The organism is Flavonifractor sp. An100 (assembly GCF_002161175.1).
Taxonomy (GTDB): domain Bacteria; phylum Bacillota; class Clostridia; order Oscillospirales; family Oscillospiraceae; genus Lawsonibacter.
Genome location: NZ_NFMA01000005.1, coordinates 35811 through 57623, shown reverse-complemented (window position 1 = coordinate 57623; position 21813 = coordinate 35811). Strand labels below are relative to the sequence as shown.

Annotated in this window: 22 protein-coding genes and 1 other annotated feature; of the genes, 14 read left to right on the top strand and 8 right to left on the bottom strand. The window is 51.3% G+C overall.

Translation table 11 applies throughout. From position 1 onward, the window contains the following. Positions 1–150: 150 nt before the first annotated feature. The 3 genes from B5E43_RS04435 (at position 151) to tyrS (ending at position 3727) form a co-directional block, all read left to right on the top strand. Positions 151–1308, top strand: coding sequence for a DUF4129 domain-containing protein (locus tag B5E43_RS04435; RefSeq protein ID WP_158098961.1), 1158 nt, complete (start codon positions 151–153; stop codon positions 1306–1308). Between the two features lie 28 nt (positions 1309–1336). Further along, positions 1337–1579 (top strand) — a binding site (T-box leader). Positions 1580–1624: 45 nt separating this feature from the next. Further along, positions 1625–2482, top strand: a complete 858-nt coding sequence (locus tag B5E43_RS04430; protein ID WP_158098960.1) for an EamA family transporter — start codon at positions 1625–1627, stop codon at positions 2480–2482. Positions 2483–2503: 21 nt separating this feature from the next. Then, the gene (tyrS, locus tag B5E43_RS04425) at positions 2504–3727 is read left to right on the top strand and encodes a tyrosine--tRNA ligase (RefSeq protein WP_087394010.1); all 1224 of its coding nucleotides are present in this window, start codon (positions 2504–2506) and stop codon (positions 3725–3727) included. A gap of 44 nt (positions 3728–3771) precedes the next feature. Here the strand turns inward: tyrS and B5E43_RS04420 are convergent, their stop codons facing one another. Then, positions 3772–4515: a tRNA threonylcarbamoyladenosine dehydratase gene (locus B5E43_RS04420; RefSeq protein ID WP_087394009.1), complete on the bottom strand. Its 744-nt coding sequence runs from the start codon at positions 4513–4515 to the stop codon at positions 3772–3774. A gap of 154 nt (positions 4516–4669) precedes the next feature. Here B5E43_RS04420 and B5E43_RS15625 point away from each other — a divergent pair, with 154 nt between their 5' ends. Further along, positions 4670–5158: a helix-turn-helix transcriptional regulator gene (locus B5E43_RS15625; protein WP_087394008.1), complete on the top strand. Its 489-nt coding sequence runs from the start codon at positions 4670–4672 to the stop codon at positions 5156–5158. A 58-nt stretch (positions 5159–5216) separates the two neighbouring features. On the opposite strand, the gene dapB is transcribed toward B5E43_RS15625, so the two are convergent. From dapB to asd, 3 genes are read right to left on the bottom strand one after another with little or no spacing between them, the layout of a single operon-like run. After that, entirely contained in the window at positions 5217–5981 is a 765-nt protein-coding gene (gene dapB, locus B5E43_RS04410) for a 4-hydroxy-tetrahydrodipicolinate reductase (RefSeq protein ID WP_087394006.1), read from the bottom strand. A gap of 15 nt (positions 5982–5996) precedes the next feature. Beyond that, positions 5997–6887 (bottom strand): 4-hydroxy-tetrahydrodipicolinate synthase, encoded by an 891-nt coding sequence (gene dapA, locus B5E43_RS04405; protein ID WP_087394207.1) that lies wholly within the window; start codon positions 6885–6887, stop codon positions 5997–5999. A gap of 39 nt (positions 6888–6926) precedes the next feature. Next, on the bottom strand, positions 6927–8012 hold the full coding sequence (asd, locus tag B5E43_RS04400) for an aspartate-semialdehyde dehydrogenase (protein ID WP_087394004.1): 1086 nt from the start codon (positions 8010–8012) through the stop codon (positions 6927–6929). 358 nt (positions 8013–8370) lie between these two features. Between asd and B5E43_RS04395 the strand changes: the two genes are divergently transcribed. The 9 genes from B5E43_RS04395 (at position 8371) to xerD (ending at position 16925) form a co-directional block, all read left to right on the top strand. After that, positions 8371–10200 carry a SpoIID/LytB domain-containing protein gene (locus B5E43_RS04395; protein WP_242964708.1) on the top strand — a complete coding sequence of 610 codons (1830 nt, stop codon included), beginning with the start codon at positions 8371–8373 and terminating at the stop codon, positions 10198–10200. Positions 10201–10234: 34 nt separating this feature from the next. Continuing rightward, complete coding sequence (queA, locus tag B5E43_RS04390; RefSeq protein WP_087394205.1) at positions 10235–11284, top strand: tRNA preQ1(34) S-adenosylmethionine ribosyltransferase-isomerase QueA; 1050 nt, start codon at positions 10235–10237, stop codon at positions 11282–11284. A gap of 67 nt (positions 11285–11351) precedes the next feature. Beyond that, positions 11352–12491, top strand: coding sequence for a tRNA guanosine(34) transglycosylase Tgt (gene tgt, locus B5E43_RS04385; RefSeq protein ID WP_087394000.1), 1140 nt, complete (start codon positions 11352–11354; stop codon positions 12489–12491). Positions 12492–12618: 127 nt separating this feature from the next. Next, positions 12619–12891 carry a preprotein translocase subunit YajC gene (gene yajC, locus B5E43_RS04380; protein WP_242964707.1) on the top strand — a complete coding sequence of 91 codons (273 nt, stop codon included), beginning with the start codon at positions 12619–12621 and terminating at the stop codon, positions 12889–12891. A 73-nt stretch (positions 12892–12964) separates the two neighbouring features. Continuing rightward, a complete protein-coding gene (locus B5E43_RS04375; RefSeq protein WP_242964706.1) occupies positions 12965–13384 on the top strand; it encodes a TIGR04086 family membrane protein in 420 nt (139 codons plus the stop codon). Between the two features lie 79 nt (positions 13385–13463). Next, positions 13464–13604, top strand: coding sequence for a six-cysteine ranthipeptide SCIFF (gene scfA / locus B5E43_RS04370; RefSeq protein WP_087393998.1), 141 nt, complete (start codon positions 13464–13466; stop codon positions 13602–13604). A 111-nt stretch (positions 13605–13715) separates the two neighbouring features. Continuing rightward, positions 13716–15134, top strand: coding sequence for a thioether cross-link-forming SCIFF peptide maturase (gene scfB / locus B5E43_RS04365; RefSeq protein WP_087393996.1), 1419 nt, complete (start codon positions 13716–13718; stop codon positions 15132–15134). Between the two features lie 264 nt (positions 15135–15398). Then, positions 15399–16019 (top strand): hypothetical protein, encoded by a 621-nt coding sequence (locus B5E43_RS04360; protein WP_087393993.1) that lies wholly within the window; start codon positions 15399–15401, stop codon positions 16017–16019. A gap of 24 nt (positions 16020–16043) precedes the next feature. Then, positions 16044–16925: a site-specific tyrosine recombinase XerD gene (gene xerD, locus B5E43_RS04355; RefSeq protein ID WP_087393991.1), complete on the top strand. Its 882-nt coding sequence runs from the start codon at positions 16044–16046 to the stop codon at positions 16923–16925. A 58-nt stretch (positions 16926–16983) separates the two neighbouring features. On the opposite strand, the gene B5E43_RS04350 is transcribed toward xerD, so the two are convergent. The 4 genes from B5E43_RS04350 to B5E43_RS04335 all read right to left on the bottom strand — a co-directional run bounded on the left by B5E43_RS04350 (position 16984) and on the right by B5E43_RS04335 (position 19980). Then, complete coding sequence (locus B5E43_RS04350; RefSeq protein ID WP_087393989.1) at positions 16984–17463, bottom strand: YbaK/EbsC family protein; 480 nt, start codon at positions 17461–17463, stop codon at positions 16984–16986. Positions 17464–17466: 3 nt separating this feature from the next. Beyond that, on the bottom strand, positions 17467–17859 hold the full coding sequence (locus B5E43_RS04345; protein ID WP_087393987.1) for a thioesterase family protein: 393 nt from the start codon (positions 17857–17859) through the stop codon (positions 17467–17469). A gap of 81 nt (positions 17860–17940) precedes the next feature. Then, entirely contained in the window at positions 17941–19212 is a 1272-nt protein-coding gene (locus B5E43_RS04340) for a LysM peptidoglycan-binding domain-containing protein (protein WP_087393985.1), read from the bottom strand. 27 nt (positions 19213–19239) lie between these two features. Then, on the bottom strand, positions 19240–19980 hold the full coding sequence (locus tag B5E43_RS04335) for an N-acetylmuramoyl-L-alanine amidase (RefSeq protein WP_087393984.1): 741 nt from the start codon (positions 19978–19980) through the stop codon (positions 19240–19242). Positions 19981–20131: 151 nt separating this feature from the next. Between B5E43_RS04335 and B5E43_RS04330 the strand changes: the two genes are divergently transcribed. After that, entirely contained in the window at positions 20132–21781 is a 1650-nt protein-coding gene (locus B5E43_RS04330) for a SulP family inorganic anion transporter (protein WP_087393982.1), read from the top strand. The last annotated feature ends 32 nt before the right edge of the window (positions 21782–21813 follow it).

Sequence of the window (21813 nt, the reverse complement as noted above, 5' to 3'; positions counted from 1 at the left end):
CAATTCGCTCTGGCCTGCTGTCTGTTTACCCTCACAGAACTGGTTGCGCTGAACAACAGCACTATGCATGGATACTATCCCTTTATTCTCCTAATTTATGCTCCCGCTTTATATGGCATCAACCGTCTCTTTCTGCGCCGAGAGAGAACTATGCTGGATGTCACCCTCTTGAACGTGCTGCTGTGGGCTGGGATAACCGGCTCCATCATTTGGCAGATGGGCCTGGAACATCCAGAGGAACTTATTTTTGCCGGAGCATTTTGTGTGTGGCTTACCGTGCGCGGTGCTCAGATGGCGCTTAAGGCTCCTACTTTGCAAAATCTCATTTTAACTCTGGATGCCAGTGCCCTGTTACTGGTAATTTGTGTTGGGTTTCTGTCAGCCACCGACCGAAGCTATCTTTTGAGCCTGCCTATAGCCATGGGCTTTGCCGCCAGCGTACTGGCAATGGTTGCAAACCGAATGGACCGCTCACTGGAAATCCGTGAGTGGGGAATGATCGCCGTTGCCTTTCTTCTGATCTCTCTGGTTGTCTTTCTCCTGGTCGGATTTGCTGCGGCCCCGGCTGGCCAAGGCATTGTCACGGTCTGGAACTGTCTGGTTTCCGCCGTAAAATGGCTGCTTCATCTGCTGTGGCAAATCATGTTGTTTCTCAATTCTCTGTTCCCTGAACAAGAGATGGGGGAGCTGGCTATGGAGCCGACGATACAGATTCCCGAGGCAGTGGAAGAGGTAGGGGAAACAAACCCTCTCATTTTAATTATTTTGGTCGCGTTCCTTGTCCTGCTTACCCTGGGCGCCTTGATTTGGGGGATTTGTCAGCTCCGGAAATGGAAGCTGCCTAAACAAAGCCGCAGCGCGAAGATATCAACACGTCAAAGAAACCGGCTCTCCTTGTGGGCCGCTCTGAAACGGCTGGGTGAAGCCTGGGTGCGCCGAATGCAGGTGCGCAAATATCTCTGGCAAAACCGGGAACGGCCTGCCGGGTTGTATTTCTTGTTGGTCCACCGATGCAGAATAGGCCCCTGGAAAAAACAGCCCAGAGAAACGCCACGAGAATTTTTAACTCGCCTACAAACCTGTGCCCAGGAGGACCCAGCTCTGGCAGAAGCGATCGGAGCACTGATTTCTCAGGTTGACAGGGCACTATTTTCCGGCCACGACAGCGATGCCAAGGTTTTTCAGGCCAGCTTGATTCGTTCTCGAGTGGGCTGGGCCGTGCGGCGTCAATTTCTCCGGGATTGCGCTCAGCAGATGGAACAGATCATCCAGCAAGGGAAAAAACATCTTGCTCCGTCTGGGAGTTGACAAACTGGAGAAACTGTGTTACATTTGGCGTACTGTGAGGAAAAGGACCAGTAGCAAAGAAGATTCCTGCTCAGAGAGCCTCCGGATAGGTGTGACGGGGGAGAGGAAGTCTTTGTGAATACCCCTTGGAGCAGCCGCCCGAACCGTCCTATGACGCAGTAGGGGACAGGCCGGATGCATCCGTTACCGTGCAGGAGTCATGTACTCCATGAGGCCCCTTTTGCGAAAAAGAGGCAAACCAGAGGTGGTACCGCATTTTTATGCCCTCTGTCCGATTGAATCGGACAGAGGGTTTTGTGTTGTGAGGTGGGTGACCATGACAAAAGAAACCAGGGGCGTTATCTTTGTGGCTCTTTCCGCTGGTTTATACAGCATTGGCGGACTTTGTATCAAGCTGATCCCTTGGAATGGGATGTCCATTAACGGAGCACGCACAGCCATCGCACTGCTGGTCATCGGAGCCTATTTGCTCTGGGCCAAGCACCCCCTGCGCTTTAATCGATGGATTTTCTTCGGAGCATTGTGTGTGTCGGTGACCAATTCTCTGTTTTCCGTGGCAAACAAAATGACCACCGCAGCCAACGCCATCGTATTGCAGTTTACCGTTCCCATTTTTGTTATGCTCTTTTCCTTTCTGTTCTTTGGCCGGAAGCCCGAACGGCTGGACATAGGGGCCTGTGTCGTTGTCTTTGGGGGAATTGTATTTTTCTTTCTGGACAGCTTAGAAATGGGGGGCGGAGCTGGCAATCTGATAGCCCTGCTCTCAGGAGTTACCTACGCCGGTGTGTTTCTATTGCGGGATATGCCGAACAGTGACGCTATTTCTTCCGTATTCTGGGGCGATTTGATATCGGCCCTCACTGGGCTTCCATTTCTGCTGCAGGAACAGGTATTTACCCCAACCGCACTCACCAGCCTGGTGATCATGGGTGCGTTCCAGGTGGGATTGGCCTACGTCTTCCTGTGCATCGGACTAAACACCACCCCTCCAGTGACCGCCAGCCTGATTTCGGGCATTGAGCCCATTCTCAATCCCATTTTGGTAGCGATCTTTTACAAAGAACAGGTTGGGACTTATGCAATCATCGGTGCAGTAATTGTGGTGTGCGGCGTTATTTTTTACAATGTGCAAAAGGCACGCGGGGACAGGACACCTGCCTCTAAGAGCCATTGATAAAGAAAAGGAGTAAGATCGATGACATGTTATGAAGAACTCAAAGCTCGGGGGCTAATCGCTCAGGTGACCAACGAGGAGGAAATCTCCAAGATGATCAATGAGGGGAAGGCCGTATTCTATATTGGCTTTGACCCCACAGCAGATTCTCTTCACGTCGGTCATTTTATGGCGCTGTGCCTGATGAAGCGCCTCCAGATGGCAGGAAATAAGCCCATCGCCCTGATCGGCGGGGGAACCGGCATGATCGGCGACCCCTCTGGCCGCACGGACATGCGGTCCATGATGACGGTAGAGACCATCCAGCACAACTGTGATTGCTTCAAAAAGCAGATGGAGCGCTTCATTGAGTTTGGGGAAGGCAAAGCGCGCATGATCAACAATGCCGACTGGCTGCTCAAGCTCAACTATGTGGAAGTGCTGCGTGAGGTGGGTGCCTGCTTCTCCGTCAATAACATGCTGCGGGCAGAGTGCTATAAGCAGCGTATGGAAAAGGGACTCTCCTTCCTCGAATTTAACTATATGATCATGCAGTCCTACGACTTCTACTACCTGTTCCAGCACTACGGCTGCAACATGCAGTTCGGCGGCGATGATCAGTGGTCCAACATGCTGGGCGGCACGGAACTCATCCGTCGGAAGCTGGGCAAGGACGCCCACGCCATGACCATCACCCTCCTGCTCAACTCCGAGGGCAAAAAGATGGGCAAAACTGCCAAGGGAGCTGTGTGGCTGGATCCCAACAAAACCTCTCCTTACGAGTTCTATCAGTATTGGCGGAACGTAGGAGACGGGGATGTCCTCAAGTGCCTGCGTATGCTCACCTTCCTGCCTCTGGAACAGATTGATGAGATGGACAAGTGGGAAGGCAGCCAGCTGAACCAGGCCAAGGAGATCCTGGCCTATGAGCTTACCGCTCTGGTCCACGGAAAAGAGGAGGCGGAAAAGGCCCAGGAAGCTGCCAAAGCCCTTTTTGTGGGCGGAGGGGACATGAGCAATGTGCCCGCCACCACGCTGACTGAGGCAGATCTGACGGAAGGCGCTATCGGAGTTTTGGACCTGATGGTAAAGTGCAAGCTGGCCCCCTCCAAAAAGGAGGCACGCCGTCTGGTGGAACAGGGCGGCGTAGAGGTCAATGGTGAAAAGGTGGCCGCTCCCACCGTCAGCTATACCCAGGCAGATCTCTCTGGAGATGGCCTGATGCTCAAAAAGGGCAAGAAGGTCTATCACCGGGCTCATATGTAACAAGCAAAAGCCCCTGGCCCTTTAGGCCAGGGGCTTTTATCTGCTCAAAATTGTCCTAACTCCCGTATCACAGCGCTGGCCACGACCAGACCGGCCGCCCCAGGCACAAAAGAGATTGAACCCGGGGTGTCCCTGCGGGCGGTGCTGCCCGGTCTTGTGTCCGATCCCACAGGCGGTTCAGCTTCCATGGTATGCAGGGGGGAGCGGGGGAGCTCGGTGGAATAAACCACCTTCAAATGCTGGATGTCCCGCTTGCGCAGCTCTTTTCGCATCACTCTGGCCAGCGGACACCCTTGGGTTTTGCTGATGTCTGTCACGGTGAAGGCGGTAGGGTCCAGCTTGTTCCCGGAACCCATTGCGCTGATAATCTTCACTTGTAAGGCTTGACACCTTGACACCAATTCCAGCTTTGCGGCCACTGTGTCGATACAGTCGATGACATAGTCATACTGAGTCAAATCCACTTGGTCCGCGTTTTGAGGTAAATAAAACATGGGAATCGCCTTCACCTGACACTGCGGATTGATATCCCGCACTCGGTCCGCCATCACTTCCGCCTTCCGAAGGCCAATGGTAGAGTGGAGGGCCACGATCTGCCGGTTGAGATTGCTTTCCGAAATGGTATCATCATCATACAGGTGCAGAGTACCAATTCCTGCCCGCGCCAGTGCCTCTACACAAAATCCGCCCACTCCACCCACGCCGAAAACGGCAACTCGGGCGGCGGTAAGGCGAGCGAGGGGGGTATCGCCGATCAGCAGACGAGTACGAATCAATGGATCAGGCATGATAAAACTCCTTTGCTCAGTGGATATCGAAAAAATATTTAATTGATTATAGCATGCACAGGGACAAAAAGGAAGGTATCCCATTATGGGGCAAAGAATCTTTGCTTGCTGGCAAATGTGGCAAAATGATACAATGTCAATGAGGTGAGAGAGGATGGAACGAAAGAGTAGTAGTGTGATAGGCCGTCACATTGCGGCTGCCCGGAAACAAGCAGGCCTTACTCAGGAGGAGCTGGCTGATCGGCTCCATGTGACTCGGCAAACTATATCTAACTATGAAAGCATGCGCTCTCAGCCCGATATCCAAATGTTGGTTCAACTGGCGGACTGTCTTCAGGTTCCTGTGGAGGAACTGATCTATGGCAGGGGGGCAAAACGCCCAGCCAGAGCTTTTGGGGGGCTGGCCACATGTTGCCGTAATCTGGGGATTGCGGTGTATGTTGTAGGAGCCCTTTGGGGGATATACCTCGGTAGTGATGCCGTGTCGGTGGGGGAAAACCAGGTGGCTTATGGTTTTTCCTTATGGGAGGCAATTCCAATCTGGGCCGCAGCTCTTATCCACGGAACGATCCTCTTGGCATTGGGAAGCTTGCTGACCCGGTTTTCTTTTCAACAGGTGGGGAGCAGGGAGGAGTCTGAATAGAGATCAAAGTCAATGAGGGCGGTGCTCAGATGGAGCACCGCCCTCATTGACTGTAAGGTTACATAACTTGCTTTACCAGATGACTCATGTCATATAGTCCGGGTATCTGAATCTCTGCCATAAATTTGGCTGCTGCGACGGCACCTTGGGCAAAAATCTCCCGCGACATTGCGCTGTGCTTAATTTCCATAACCTCATCATGCCCGGCAAAGATGATCTCGTGCTCGCCTACAATCGTTCCTCCCCGGACAGAAGAGATTCCAATTTCCTTTTTTTCGCGGGGATGGCGGACACTATGACGTTCGAAGACGAACTCCGTTTCATGGCCACAGCCCTGGGCCGCAGCGTCAGCAATCATCAGTGCGGTGCCAGAGGGAGCATCTACCTTTCGGCTGTGGTGACGCTCTACGATCTCAATATCACAGCTATTTCCCAGAACAGCGGCCGCCTTCTTCACCAATTCCAACAGGACATTGATACCCAAAGACATATTGCCAGAACGGAAAATAGGCACTGTTTGAGCCGCTACTTCAATCTGTTTGAGCTGATCAGGGGAATATCCTGTAGTAGCCAAAACCAACGGGGTCTTTGTGGCCGTTCCAAAGGACAGCAGCCCATCCAGAGCGGCAGGAGAGGAAAAATCAATGACCGCATCCGCCTGGCCGGAAAACTGGGCAGGGGAGGAGTAGACAGGGAACGCCCGGTCAGTGGTCCCTATAACATCAAAACCAGCGACAACTTCTACCTGGGGATCTGCTTCACACAGAGCGGCAACAACACGTCCCATGTGCCCATTACAACCAGAAATGATTATCTTTGGCATGGTGATCTCTCCTTTTTATTCCAATAATCCCACGCGCACCATTGCGCGGCGCAGCACAGCAGTATTTCCTTCCGATAATTCACACAGAGGTAACCGCAACGGGCCGGCTTCCATTCCCAAAAGATTCATTGCCGCTTTCACTGGAATCGGATTTACTTCACTAAACAGCGCATCCATTAGCTCCATATACTCAATCTGGAGTTTAGAGGCTGCGTCGTAGCGGCCGTCCAAACAAAGACGACTCATTTTCACCATAACCTCTGGGGCAATATTAGATACCACTGAAATTACGCCCTTTGCTCCCAATGCCATCATGGGAACGACCTGATCGTCGTTTCCGGACCATATAGAAAAATCATCGGGGCAGAGGAACCGGGTATGGGCCACCAGAGAGAAATTGCCACTTGCCTCTTTCACGCCGTTAATGGTGGGAATCTTTGCAAGAGCCTGATAGGTTTCCGCAGCAAAAGAAACTCCAGTTCTGCCAGGGACATTATATAGAATAATGGGAAGCTCCGTTCGTTCTGCAATGTATTCAAAGTGACGGAGGAGTCCGGCCTGACTGGCCTTATTGTAGTAAGGTGTAACATGGAGTAGTGCGTCCGCACCGGAGTCCTGGGCGTGCTGAGAGAGATAGGCAGCCGCTGAGGTATCGTTGCTGCCGGCTCCGGCAATCACTTTTACCCGATGATCCACACGTTTGACACAAAACTCTACCGCGGCAATATGCTCTCGGATTGACATGGTCGCCGATTCGCCAGTAGTGCCGCAGACACATACCGCATCGACACCGGCAGCAATTTGGGCGTCAATTAACCGTCCAAATGCCTCAAAATTGATGGATCCATGGGAGTCAAAGGGGGTGGCCAGAGCCGTGCAGACTCCAGTGAACACAGGGGTTCGCATAATCATCGAGACATCCTTTCTAAGGGAGACTCGACAGGATTATTTGTGGTCGATATAGCCCTCAGCACACAGCAATTCAGCCAGCAACACCGCACCTCCCGCTGCGCCACGCAGGGTATTGTGGGCCAGACCGATAAACTTGTAATCATACTGGGTATCAGGACGCAGGCGGCCCAAAGAGATGGCCATACCACCCTCCAAATCACGGTCCAGCTTGGCCTGCGGACGGTCCGGCTCCTCAAAATAATGCAAGAACTGCTTGGGCGCGGAGGGGAGTTTCAGCTGCTGAGGACGGCCCTGGAACTGAGCCCAACACTCCTTGATCTCCTCCATAGAGGGCTTATTGCGGAAGGAAACAAAGGTGGCGGCAGTGTGACCATCCGATACCGGCACACGCAGACACTGGGCGGTAATGGAAGGCCCCTCCGCTTTGACGATCACTCCGTTCTCTACCCGGCCCCAGATCTTCAAAGGCTCCTGCTCGCTCTTTTCTTCCTCCCCACCAATATAGGGGATCAGGTTGTCTACCATCTCCGGCCAGCGCTCAAAGGTTTTACCAGCTCCGGAAATTGCCTGATAGGTACAAACAAGGACCTTCTCCACTCCATATTTCATCAGGGGGTGTAAAGCGGGGGCATAGCCCTGGATGGAGCAGTTGGATTTCACTGCGATAAAGCCCCGCTTGGTGCCCAGACGCTTGCGCTGGGAGGGAATCACCTCTAGGTGCTCCGGGTTCATTTCAGGCACGACCATTGGAACATCCTCGGTCCAGCGATGGGCGGAATTGTTGGACACGACGGGGCACTCCGCCTTGGCGTACTGCTCCTCCAAAGCCCGAATTTCTTCCTTCTTCATATCCACTGCGCAGAAGACAAAGTCAACCATCCCGGCGATCTTCTCCACATCGGCCTGGGCGTCCATCACCACGATGGACTTAGCCTCTTCCGGAATGGGCTTGGTCATAGCCCAGCGACGGGATACCGCCTGCTCATATGTCTGGCCAGCGGAGCGAGCACTCGCAGCGATAACGGTAAGCTGGAACCAGGGGTGATTTTCCATCAAAGTGACGAAGCGCTGACCTACCATACCGGTCCCGCCAATAATTCCCACCTTGAACTTTTCCATCGTAAACGACCTCCAAATACCTGTCTAATCTATTCTATGACCCATCGAAGCAGAGAATGAATCAACCCTGCCTTGATAAGACAAAGAGAAAAAATAAATCAGCGGCTTTTCAAGCGGCTGATTTTGTACTATAATGTCGACTGTAGGTTTTTTATCCCTCCAACCGCCAACAAAATATTTCGAAACAGAATGTGGCTTCCTCCTGATCTTTTCGGTGGCAGCCGCTGAGCTCTGTTCCTGACCAAGCATGCAGATGCAAGTTGCAGTCTCTGACTTGCATAATTTGTCATTATCCTACCATGTTTCCCATTGGGTGTCAATAGAAGGTATCAGAAGAATCATAGAAATGGAGCCGATCATGAAACGTAGATTTATGCAGCTTGTGGCCGTTTTCCTTGCAGCGACATTATCCCTACCAACTGTCTGGGCAGCGCGGACAGGCAGCACAGAGGATCAGATGATTCGGGTGGGTCTGGCCTCCTCTTCCAATCATAATAGCCTGGGTGAACTCGGCTGTGCCAATCTGGAAAATAATACTGGATATGGTGCCGGTTACCGCTTCGGCTATTACACCAGTGATCTTACTTTTGTGGAATTGGGACGCACCAGCAAACAAGTAACTCAGATCTCCATGTTGAAAACCCAGAACATGTACTACGGCTATGACTCCGCTCAGGAAAAAACAACCTATTCTGACTCCATTACCAGCAACATTGTAGTCGGTTGTTATCACATTCAGATTCCTGGTTCCTATGCCACTTATGAGGACGCAGCGGCAGATGCTGAACTGTACGACGGTTTTGTGGCTTGGATTGATGGGGAATACCAGGTTCGGGTAGGGGCCTACCAGAGCAAGGAGGGGGCCGAGGGCGCCCTGGCTACCATGAAGCAAGGGACCATTGTAGGTACTAGCTCCTACGGAATCAATGTGGTGGCCACCGGCACCGACCAAATTCTCTTCCAGTATGATGACGGGGCCTCCTCCGCCTTGGCCGTTTTGCCTGATGTAACTGGAGCAGACGATGTGCGGACCTGGTTTTCCGGTTTTAAGTATCGCGGCGGCTTTACCTACCAGCGTCTGACAGGCGGCAACCTCACAGTAGTCAATGTTTTGCCCCTGGAGGACTATGTAAAGGGCGTGGTCTGCTATGAAATGGGCCGTGAGTGGCCCTTGGAAGCCCTGAAAGCCCAGGCCATCTGTGCTAGAACATATGCGCTCAGGCGTTTGAACTATCATAAAAGCCTAGGTTTTGATGTATGTAACTCTGATTGGTGTCAGGTCTACTATGGGGTGGGCAGTAAACGGGAAAACTATGGCCCTAGTGAGACCAGTGACCGTGCGGTGGAGGAGACAACTGGCCAAGTGCTCTGGTACAACAATACCTTAGCAGAAACATACTATTCCTCCTGCCACGGAGGAGCCAGTGAGAGTGCCTACTATATCTGGGGAACTGATATGGAACAATATCCCTATCTCTGCGGAGTAGAGGACCCCTACGAGTCTTACGTGGATGACCTGAATCCATACTCCTCCTGGACGGTAAGCTATACATCAAGTGAGCTGACAAAGCGCCTACAGAACTACGGTCTAGGTACCAATACCACAGTAGACCACTTGGAGCTGACCTATTCTCAGCTGGGAAATGTGATCCAGGTGAAGATTTATTATGCAAACGGCCAGAGTAATACCATCACACAACGAACTAAGAATACCATCCGCTCTGTCTTTGGTTTAAATTCCATCCGCTTTACCATCAATGGACAGACGATCAAAGAGGGAACTGCCAGCGCATCGGAAAACATCTTCGGTGGAAATTCCTCCGGAAACGGATATACTGTAAACAAAACGGATTCCATTGACGATTTGGAAGGGCTCTATGCGATCTCTGGAACAGGAACCACATCTAAACTGGGTGATGAGGTCTATGCCATCTCCGGCAACGGAACCGTGTCTCCTGCAGAAGAAACCAGTGGCGGCAGTTCTGGGAACGGTTCTGGCGGCGGTTCCAATCAGGGAGGAGGCACTGTGGTTGTATCCGGCAGCACCTACACCTTCCAAGGCAGTGGTTGGGGACACCAGATCGGCATGAGCCAGTTTGGCGCCAACGCTATGGCTCGTCAGGGCTTTACGGGAGAGGAAATCGTGGAGTTTTATTTCCCCGGAACCAAAGTAGATTCTTATGATTGATTTCATTTTACAATAAGGAAGGCGTTAATTGAATTTGAAGACCTCAGACTTTGACTATGAACTGCCCGAAGAGCTCATTGCCCAAACTCCTTTGGAGCGCCGGGATTCTTCGCGGCTTATGACATTGGACAAATATACGGGAGAAACAGGCCATTGGCACTTTTATGACCTACCCCGTTTCTTAAGACCAGGAGATTGCCTGGTTCTCAATGATTCCCGAGTCCTGCCCGCCCGGCTAATTGGTCATCGTCCAACCGGGGGAGCCTGTGAGGTTTTACTGTTGGTGGACAGGGGAGACAACCTATGGGAGTGCTTGGTACGTCCGGGTCGCAAGCTCCATCCCGGTGCTCAAGTCATTTTTGGAGAGGGACAGCTCACCGCAACCGTGGAAGAGGAGATCGAAGACGGCAAACGTCTGGTCCGTTTCCATTACCAAGGTATCTTTTTGGAAATTCTGGAACAGCTGGGCAAAATGCCTTTGCCCCCCTACATTAAGGCAGAGCTGGAGGACAATGAGCGGTATCAAACGGTCTATTCCAAAGTAGTAGGCTCTGCCGCAGCGCCAACTGCCGGGCTTCACTTTACTCCGGAACTTTTAAAGCAGGTTCAGGATATGGGAGTAAAAGTCTGTTGTGTTACCCTTCATGTGGGGCTGGGAACCTTTCGGCCTGTCAAGGCAGAGGATATCCAGGACCACACGATGCACTCAGAGTTCTGCATGATTTCCCAGGAAACTGCCGACCAAATCAATCAGACCAAGCGTGAGGGAGGCCGGGTCATCTGTGTCGGAACCACCTCCTGCCGCACCATTGAGAGCTTTGCTGCAGAAGACGGCACTCTAACGGCCCGTTCCGGCTGGACCAGCATCTTTATTCATCCTGGCTACCGCTTTAAAGTATTGGATGCTTTAATTACCAACTTCCATCTGCCCCAATCTACCCTGGTCATGCTGGTCTCCGCACTGGCGGGAAGAGAGCATGTTCTGTCCGCCTATGCCCAAGCTGTGCAAGAGCGATACCGGTTCTTCAGCTTTGGGGATGCTATGCTGATTGCCGACTTTTCCCAGCAAAAGGCGCCTATTTAAACGGAACTGACCAGTCGGAACTTTTTTGACGGTTGTTCAAATAAACAAACGATAAGGAGCTTTATCTGTGTTTGAAGTAATCAAACAAGAGGGGAGAGCCCGCCGTGGCGTGTTTACCTGTGCCCATGGCACGGCCCAAACCCCTGTTTTTATGAATGTTGGGACACAAGGAGCAATAAAAGGCGCAGTATCTGCCCACGATTTAAAGGAGATTGGCTGCCAGATCGAGTTGTCCAATACCTACCACCTTCACCTGCGCCCCGGTGATGAGGTGGTTCGCCAGATGGGCGGTCTGCATCGCTTTATGGACTGGAATGGTCCTATGCTGACTGACAGTGGTGGATTTCAGGTTTTCTCTCTGTCCGGCCTTCGGAAAATCAAAGAGGAAGGGGTTACCTTTGCCTCCCACATTGATGGCCGTCGTATTTTTATGGGGCCGGAGGAATCCATGAAAATCCAGTCCAATTTGGGCAGTGATATTGCCATGGCTTTTGATGAATGCATTGAGAATCCGTCCCCGCGGGAATATGTGCAGCAGTCCTGTGAGCGCACCATCCGCTGGCTGGAGCGCTGCATCGCAGAGCACCAACGCCTCAACCAGCAGCCTGACTGCGTCAATCCAAACCAGATGCTTTTTGGCATTAACCAAGGCGGCACCTACGCGGATATTCGTGCCTGGCACATGGATCAGATTGCTCAACTTCCCTGTGATGGCTTTGCCATCGGCGGTCTGGCAGTGGGAGAGCCCACCCAGGTCATGTATGATATCATTGACGCGGTGGAACCCCACATGCCCAAGGACAAGCCCCGCTATTTGATGGGGGTGGGTACTCCATCCAACATTATTGAGGCAGTTGCCAGAGGGGTGGACTTCTTTGACTGCGTCATGCCGGCCCGAAATGCCCGCCACGGCAAGCTCTATACCTGGAAGGGAACCATTAACCTGAAAAATGAGAAGTATAAATTGGATGCAAGACCCATTGATGAGACTTGCCACTGTCCGGCCTGTTCTTCGTTTTCCCGCGCCTATTTGAGGCACCTGTTTACGGCGGGAGAAATGTTGGCCATGCGCCTGGCTGTCTTGCATAACCTTCATTTTTATAATGAACTCATGGCTAAAATCCGACAGGCGTTGGACGAGGGCACCTTCGAAGCGTTCCGCGCCCAATATTCCGGACGCCTGGACCGGCCTGCTGTGGAGGAATAAAAGAGTCCTTATCTTAGGAGGAATTTGACAAAAACTATTGTCAACCTTCTGGAAACCCGCTATAATAGGAGAAACGCGTCTAACTGGTATCGTCCAGTTGACAAATGACTTTTGGAGGGAAACAACGTTGGAAGGCTTAGTCATACTCATCCTTATGTTCGCCATGCTCTACTTCTTCATGATTCGTCCGGAGAACAAGCGGAAGAAGGATGCGGAAAATCTGCGCAATTCTCTGGTCGTAGGTGATGAGGTCACCAGCATCGGCGGGATCACCGGCACCATCTGTGCAGTGAAGGAGACCACCATTGTGATTGAGAGCGGTGCTGACCGGGTGCGCATTGAGCTTGCCAAGTGGGCGGTATCCACCAAGAATAATAAGCCTGCTGCTCAGAGCAAGTAAGTTTAACTGCAGACATGATTAATACCCTTCCTGCATAGGTTTCCATAGAAACCGTTGTGGGGAGGGTATTACTATGAAGAAACGGGACAGACGGCAAGAGGATCCTGGAAGCCTTTGGATTAATACCATGTGTGAACTAATAAAGGGTGGCGTATTTGCCGGTATCACTACGATTTTATTCCTTTTCCTGTGCGCAGTCCTGGTTTCGACCGGATTGCTACGGGAACGCTGGATGGAGGGCGCTGGTCTGGCCTGCTGTGTACTGGGGGCCCTAATTGGCGGTATTTATAGTGTAAAGGCGATCAAACGGCGGCCCCTTTTGGTGGGATTGGCCGTAGGGGGTGTCCTGTTTCTGCTCCTGCTGACCGCTGGCTTCCTGGCTTATGAAACTGCTTCCATCGAACAGGGAGGAGTGGGCATTCTATGCGCCTGCCTCTGCGGTGGGGGAATTGCCGGGATTTTAGGCGGTACGCGGAAAAAACGCAGAAGGTGATTGAAATAGGAAAAAACCTGTGCTATAATAAAATAAATTTTTGCGGGGGTTACCCTGTGATCATCAGGAGGAGATACCAATGAAGCACATTCAGACTCTCAACGGCGCCACTCTGAAGGCCAGCGCTGCCAAGGGCGGCTGCGGCGAGTGCCAGACTTCTTGCCAGTCCGCCTGCAAGACTTCCTGCACGGTTGCTAACCAGAAGTGCGAAAATAAGTAAGCTCAGCTTACAGGATTGAAAAGGGTAGGCGTTAGCCTGCCCTTTTTCATGTGTTGAACCAGGGGACCTGATTACAGGCACCTGAATTGTGATAGAAAGGAATCATTGAAGATGGTACATACCTTCACCGCACTGGGACAATACCTGGCAGCGGATGTCAACAGCGGGGCAGTCCACGTTCTGGACAAGCTGAGCTATGACCTGCTGTCTCTTGTAGAGGGGCCTATGGGAGAATCCCTGCCGGACCAACTGGCTGCTCAGCTTTCCCAATACGATCGTTCCGAACTAGAAGAGGCGTGGCAGGAATTAAAGGGTCTACAGGATCAGGGCCTGTTATTTACCACCGACGAGTACATCGACCAGGATAAGGCCATGCAGTTGCCAAAGCAGGCCGTGGTAAAGGCTTTATGTCTCCACGTATCCCATGACTGTAATTTGCGCTGCCGGTATTGCTTTGCTTCCACTGGCGATTTTGGAACTGGGCACCGTATGACCATGGATGTGGAGACAGCGAAAAAGGCTATTGATTGGGTTGTAGCTAAGTCAGGGAAGCGACGCAACATTGAAGTGGATTTCTTTGGTGGAGAACCCCTGATGGCTATGGAGACGGTCAAGGAAACGGTCCGCTATGCCCGTTCCCTGGAAAAAGAGAATGACAAGTGTTTCCGCTTTACAATTACAACCAATGGCGTTCTGCTCAACGATGAGAACATCGAGTACATCAACCAAGAAATGTCCAATGTTGTTTTATCTTTGGACGGCCGTCCTGCTGTCAACGACCACATGCGTCCCACGATAAACGGAAAGGGGAGCTATGAGGTTATTGTTCCCAAGTTCCAAAAGCTGGTTGCGGGCCGTGGCACAAAGGATTACTATGTCCGTGGCACCTTTACTCGCGAGAACTTGGATTTTTCCGAAGACGTCATGCATCTGGCATCTTTAGGCTTCCGCCATGTATCCGTGGAGCCAGCCAGCGGCCCCCTCGACGATCCCTTTGCTATCAAAAAGGAGGATCTTCCCAGGGTAGAGGAGGAGTATGAGAAACTGGCCCGCGCCCTGATGGGACGGAAAGATATTAACTTCTTCCATTTCAACGTGGACCTGGCCCAAGGTCCCTGCGTCATTAAACGGCTGCGTGGGTGCGGCGCTGGATGCGAATATGTGGCCATCACCCCAGATGGAGACATCTATCCCTGCCACCAGTTTGTAGGGAAGGATGAATATCGAATGGGCAATGTGTTTGATGGCTCCTTTGATATGAACATATCCGGAACCTTCGCAGAGCAAAACATCTATACCCGTCCTGCTTGCCGGGACTGCTGGGCCCGCTTTTACTGCAGTGGAGGATGCTCTGCCTCCAACTTACTTGTCAATGGAGACATAACGAAGTCCAACGAAGTGGCCTGTGAAATGGAACGCAAACGTCTGGAGTGTGCCATCGCCTTGAATGCAATTGCAGCTGGCTTAGGGGAGAGTAGGTATACAAATTGTAATTATACAGACTGTAATCATTGTGATTCTTGCGATTGATATGATTCACAACGATATATAGTGGTTTTCCCAGGTAATACCCGATATTTTGTATGGTGGAGGCTAACGTGCGGCCTCCGCCATTTCTCTTCGTTTCCATAATTTACATAACGCAATTTACATAATATATGCAAAGAATAGACAAAAATTGAAAATTTCCGGAAAAAGACTTGCGAAATTGACCAGTTCGGTCTATAGTAAATATATCCTTTTTTTGTGTCTAAGTTCTCGTGTCCAAGCATAGGCTGTATTGAGGTGACGGCCATGGGAAAACGAGAACAGGAACAATGGGGCCTACTAATTGGCCGCGGAGCAGGCATTGCTCTGTTGAGTGTCGTATTTTTGCTAGGAGGCATTGGAGGAGTCCTATTCTCAAGTGTAGCCGGCGGAGATGATGCGCAGCAGTTGAGTGACTATTTGATCGACTATCTTACCTTGGCCGGAGAAGGAATTGTCTTTCGTCCCCTTTGGGATCTGATTTGGGAACAATTGAAGTACCTTTTGGCCGTCTCGTTGCTGGGTTTGACCGCCTTGGGTATAGTCGGGGTCCCCGTTCTTTTTGGTGTGAGAGGCTTCTTTTTCTCCTTTTCGGTTGGTTGTTTTTGCCGCATATTTGGGTGGACTGGCTTTATTCCGGCACTTGTCTTGTTTGGCCTTCCAGCTCTGCTGTGGGGGCCGGCCTTTTTCTTAGCTGGTTTTCAGGGCCTGTCTAGCTCACGCTGCCTGTTCCGCCGTTGTCTGGGAGATACACGCTGCCCGCTGCCTTTTTCAACTGCATATTGGCTTCGCCTTTGTTTTTGTGTGTTTCTTTCTTTTTTGTGTGTTGGGATTGAATATTTCGTTGTTCCTTCTTTGCTTCGTGCAGCTGCCCACATTGTGTTGTGAACCTTGATTTGGGAGAGTTGGATCGTGTCAGAGTTGCTGTCCATTTTTGAGGACTATTTGAAAACTGAAAAGCATGCTTCCGCCAATACGATCAGCTCCTATTTAAGGGATCTGCGGCAATTTGAAGCTGGTATGGAGGAACGGGATATTCCGCTGGCGGACGTTCTGCCTCAAGACGTGGAGGAGTACTCCCATGGACTTCTTCACAAGGGAAAATCTCCTGCAACGGTCACCCGTTCCGTTGCCTCCATCAAGGCGTTTTATAATTGCCTGATTGCCTTGGGAAAAATGGACCAGAACCCGGCCAAGCATGTAACTGCCGCTAAGGTGGAGCGAAAACTCCCCCAGATTCTCACCAGCAAGGAAGTAGAACTGTTTTTAGAGCAGCCGGAATGCACCGATTTAAAGGGCTATCGTGACCGCGCCATGCTGGAATTATTGTATGCCACGGGGATTCGGGTAAGCGAGCTGATCGCGCTGGACGTTGATGATCTCAACCTTCCAGGCGGGGTTTTAAAGTGCTACAGCAAGGGGAAGGAACGGATCATTCCTCTTTATCCCACCGCTATTCGTGCGCTGAACGAATATGTACATAACATCCGCCCGCAGCTGGTGGACTCTCTGGATGAGACGGCCTTATTTGTCAATATGAACGGAGAACGAATGAGCCGCCAGGGATTTTGGAAGCTGATTAAGTATTACCAGGAGCGGGCCGGGATTAAAAAGGACATCACTCCCCATACGCTTCGTCACTCCTTCGCCGCTCACTTGCTGGAAAACGGGGCCGATCTTCGTTCCATTCAGGAAATGCTGGGGCATGCGGATATTTCTTCCACCCAAATCTATTCCCGATTGCTGAATCAAAAAATCAAAAATGTATATTTAAAAGCCCATCCAAGGGCATAAAAAAACACCAGGCGTATCTGCCTGGTGTTTTTCTTTTTTAAACAGACCGTTTTCCAGATCAAGGGTTTTCTTCCCATCCCTTACAGACATCGATCCACTCAAGAGAGCCAGAGTATTTCTCCAGCTCTTCACAAGTGAGTTGGATGGCGGAATTGGAACTTCCCGCAGCAGGAAATACCGTGTCAAAGCGCTGCAAAGACACATCCAAATAGGTTCGGACTCCTTCCGGGTTCGCAAAGGGACACACGCCACCCACAGCATGGCCGGTAAGATCTGAAACTTGCTGCGGACTCAACATCTTTGCCTTAGTGTGAAAATAAGCCTTATATTTTCCGTTATCCACCTTGGCATCCCCCGCCGCCACCACTAAAACGCATTGGTCTTCCACCAGAAAGGAGAGCGTTTTGGCAATTCGGGCTGGAATCACACCTACGGCCTGAGCGGCCAGCTCTACGGTAGCACTGGAGACAGGAAACTCCAAAATATCATTCTCCCGCCCCAACGTCCGGAAGTAGGCACGGACTTTTTCAATCGACAACGCTCAGCCCTCCCGTTTCCGCTCCGCCTTACTTAAAAAGCGTTCATCGGTGACCAGAAAACGTTCATGGGTACCCTCACCGATAAGTCCCTTCTCGTCAAACGCCGCCACTCGGAACTCCATTCTCTTTCCATCTACCAAAGTGACTTCGCTCTCCGCCCATACCTTTAAACCAATGGGGGTAGCAGAGGAGTGGGTAATATTCAGTTTTGTTCCTACGGTGCTCTCACCCGGGGCCAATCCAGGAGCCACCGCAGTCCAGGCCGCCTTCTCCATCAGTGCGCACATCCACGGAGTAGCAAACACCGGGAGAGTACCCGAACCAGCTGCGATGGCGGTATTTTGATTACCGACAATGGCCTCCGCTCGGCCCTTCATTCCAACTGTAACAGACATATGCTGTCCTCCTTTGTAAAAACCTGCCCCTGATTGTACTACAAGGAGGGAGAAAAATCCACCCTATCTGGCTAAAACCCCTTACCGAATCTCATATAGAGAATTGAGCACCAACCAGTTTTGCGGGAATGGCCGCATAAGGTTCCAGTAACTTACCCCAAACAAGCCGTATTCTTGGGTCAAAGCCAGCTTGGCCTGTATACTCCTGGCGTCTTCAAACCAAACCTCATGCTCCTGTCCCGAACCGTCCACATAGCGGAACCAAGGTGCTTGTGCTTTTTCATCAAACCGTATGGCAGAGTAGGAACGCGCGGCCAGCTCCACCGCCTCCGGGTTGGAGATTGATTTGGCCTTACTGCCCTGACGGAACGGGACTTTCCAGTCATACCCATAATTCGGAATCCCCAGGAAAATTTTTTCCGGCTTAATTACTGTCACTGCATAATCCAGTACCTGACGTACATTCCGGATTGGAGCTACCGCCATAGGCGGTCCCTCCGTATATCCCCACTCGTAGGTCATTAGAAGTACGAAGTCCGCCGCCTGCCCCAAGAGCTGATAATCATGGCCTTCATATAAGGTTCCTGGCTGTTCCGCAAAAACTTTCGGCACCAGAGCCACGATTACCGGGATGCCAAGGGGAGAAAACGTATCTCGCAGCCGGCTGATGAACTGGGCGTACAACGGTGCGTCCGAGGGATACAGATACTCAAAATCCACATCCAGCCCCCGATATCCTTTCTTCGGCAGTAGCTCTAACAGCTCAGCCACCAACACAGACTGCACAGCCGGATCCGTCAACACGATATGAGCCAATTCACTAGAAAACCCGTGCTCATCAGAAAAGGTGGACAGATGCAGCAACGGCTGAACAGCTGTCTGTAAGGCAGCATCTACCATCGTTTGATCCTGCAGTGACACCAAAGCCCCCTGAGGTGTAAAGGTATAGGTAAATGGCGTTAGATCCGTCAAGTAGGGGAGAGAGGAGCGGAGCAGGCGGCTGTCAATATTGGGATACGCATACCCATTGACTGAAATTGTTCCTTGTTTTTCCTGCTGGTACGAGATTACCAACCTCTGTCCCGGAAAAATAAGATCGTTGCCCTGTAGCCAGGAGTTATTTTGCATTAGACTACGCACAGTTGTGCCATTGGCTTTCGCAATAGAGGTAAGCGTATCACCAGAACAGACCGTATAGGTTTTCTTAGGATATTGAATTACCAGCGTTTGACCTACCACCAAACGCGATGGGTCGGGAAGCTGATTGTCCTGAATCAATTGCGACATCGGTACTCCGTACTGAAGGGCAACCGAATACATCGTATCGCCCGGCCGTACCACATGGATCAACATATGAACCCCCTCCTTCCATGGAGCGCATTATTGCAGCGTAATAAAATCGCTTTTGGCGTACCCAATAGTGCCGTTGTAATTTACCAGATACCATTCATCTGTGCGGTTGATAATATTCAGCTCAGCCCCGTCAGGCGCCTGGGAAAGGATCGCCGCATCCGAGTTTGGACGTGCACGAATATTCAGCACTCCCCAGGAGACATCCACCATTCCGGAGAGGTTTTCTTCCCGCTCAAAAAACGGGATATCAAAGTATTCTGTAAGAGAGAGCACCAAATTGCGAGCAATGAGGTCCAAATTATTTTTAATCCAGTTGGCGTCTTCCACATTATCATGGAATGCCAGCTCTAGAAATACAGACGGAGCCCGAACCCGGCGCACCTCTCCAATGGCGGTCGTCCCTTCTGCCCGAACTCGGTTTGGGTTGGGATAAATGGCCTTCAGCCCATCTGCAATGATTTGAGCCGCTTTTTGTCCCTGGGTACTGCCAGGATAATAAAAAACAATGGATCCCCTTGCAGTTCCATATTTCCCCTCTGGTGCGGCGTTCGAGTGCAGAGCCAGATGTAGATCGTAGTTTCCGGCATTGGACGCAGCGATGGAAGAGACAGCGGTCATATTCGGCGTATTTCGTACATAGCGGATGCCGGAAGCATCCAAATAGGGCACCATTTTATCCGCCAGCAAATTCATATACTGCTCTTCTGTGCCCCCAGTGACAAAGTAATTATTTTCCTGTGTAGAGGGAGACAAATAAATAATTGGCATAGCAATACCTCCGTTTTTCTCATTCTATGGAATTGCTCACGGTTGTGTGCGCAGCTTATGCCATTTCTCATCCAAAAAACTGGAAAATGTATTGCAATCTCCCAAGCAATCCGATATGATGGAGCCTGTGTGTAAAAAAGGAGGTTTTGTCATGGGAGAACTTAAGCCACAGCTCCTACTATCTCTACGCGAATACAGCAAGCAGGCATTCATGAAAGATCTGATTTCCGGTGTCATCGTTGCCATCATCGCGCTGCCCCTGTCCATCGCCCTGGCCCTGGCCTCCGGCGTCACTCCGGAACAGGGCCTGTATACCGCCATTGTGGCGGGCTTTGTCATTTCTGCCCTAGGAGGAAGTAAGGTCCAAATTGCCGGTCCCACTGCGGCCTTTGCCACTATTGTTGCTGGTATTGTAGCCAGAAACGGGATGGACGGTCTGGCAGTCGCCACAATTCTGGCGGGAATTTTGCTGGTGATCATGGGACTGCTCCGCATGGGCAGTATGATTAAATATATTCCCTACACCATTACCACTGGATTCACCGCTGGCATCGCCGTTACTATACTGATTGGACAAATAAAAGACTTCCTGGGCCTGACCTTTCAGACTTCTCCAGTCGAGACGGTGGAAAAAATGGAGCAGGTGGCAGCCTGCATTTATACGTTAAACCCGGCTGCACTGGGGATTGGTTGTCTGGCTTTGGTCATCCTGATTCTGTGGCCCAGAGTTTTTGCTCGTATTCCCGCCTCTCTCATTGCAGTCATTGTCACAGCAGCTGCTGTAAAGTTATTTAACCTTCCAGTTAACACCATCGGCGATCTGTATACAATTTCAGGGGATATCCCCACATTTCACATGCCTTCCATCACATACGGGACAGTGGCTGCTGTTTTGCCTGACGCCTGCACCATCGCCATTTTAGCGGCCATTGAATCCCTTTTGTCCGCTGTTGTGGCCGATGAAATGATCGGGGCACGCCATAACTCCAATATGGAACTTATTGCTCAAGGTGCTGGCAATGCCGCTTCCGCTCTATTTGGTGGTATCCCTGCCACGGGTGCCATCGCCCGCACAGCCGCCAACATCAAAAATGGCGGTACCTCTCCCGTTGCCGGTATGGTTCATTCCGTTGTACTTCTTTTGGTCTTAGTCCTGCTGATGCCTTATGCCGCGTTAATCCCCATGCCCTGTATTGCCGCCATTCTCTTTCAGGTAGCCTACAATATGAGCGGCTGGAGAACGGTGGTCAGTGTCATCCAGCATTCGCCCAAAAGCGATACTGCTGTCCTTATTACTACCTTTGTTTTGACCGTCGCCTTCGATCTGGTGGTTGCCATTGCGGTAGGGCTCACTTTGGCCTGTTTGTTATTTATGAAGCGGATGGCAGATGTGGCCGTAATCAAAGAGTGGGACTATGTAGAGGATACGACAGACAGCCAAGGGCGTCTGAAGCCCGTTCCTCCCCATGTCATGGTATATGAAATTACAGGCCCCATGTTTTTTGGTGCAGCGGACAAAATCCCTCACATGGATCGCGAGACGGAAAAAACAGTTCTGATCCTTCGTATGCGCGCAGTGCCCGCCCTGGACATTACCGCCTTAAATGGGCTGACCCGTCTATGGGAGGAGTGCCAGCGGCAAGGGATTGATGTGGTGTTCTCCCATGTGAATCAGCAGCCTATGTCTGTCTTTTCAAAATCCGGTCTTCTGCAACGGGCAGGAGCGGAAAATTTTCAGCCAAATATTGATGCAGCTTTGAGTCGGGCAGTCGCTCTACAGCAAACGCCAGTTTCCAAATAACCAATAAAAAACCGCTTGGTCCCTGAAAGAGG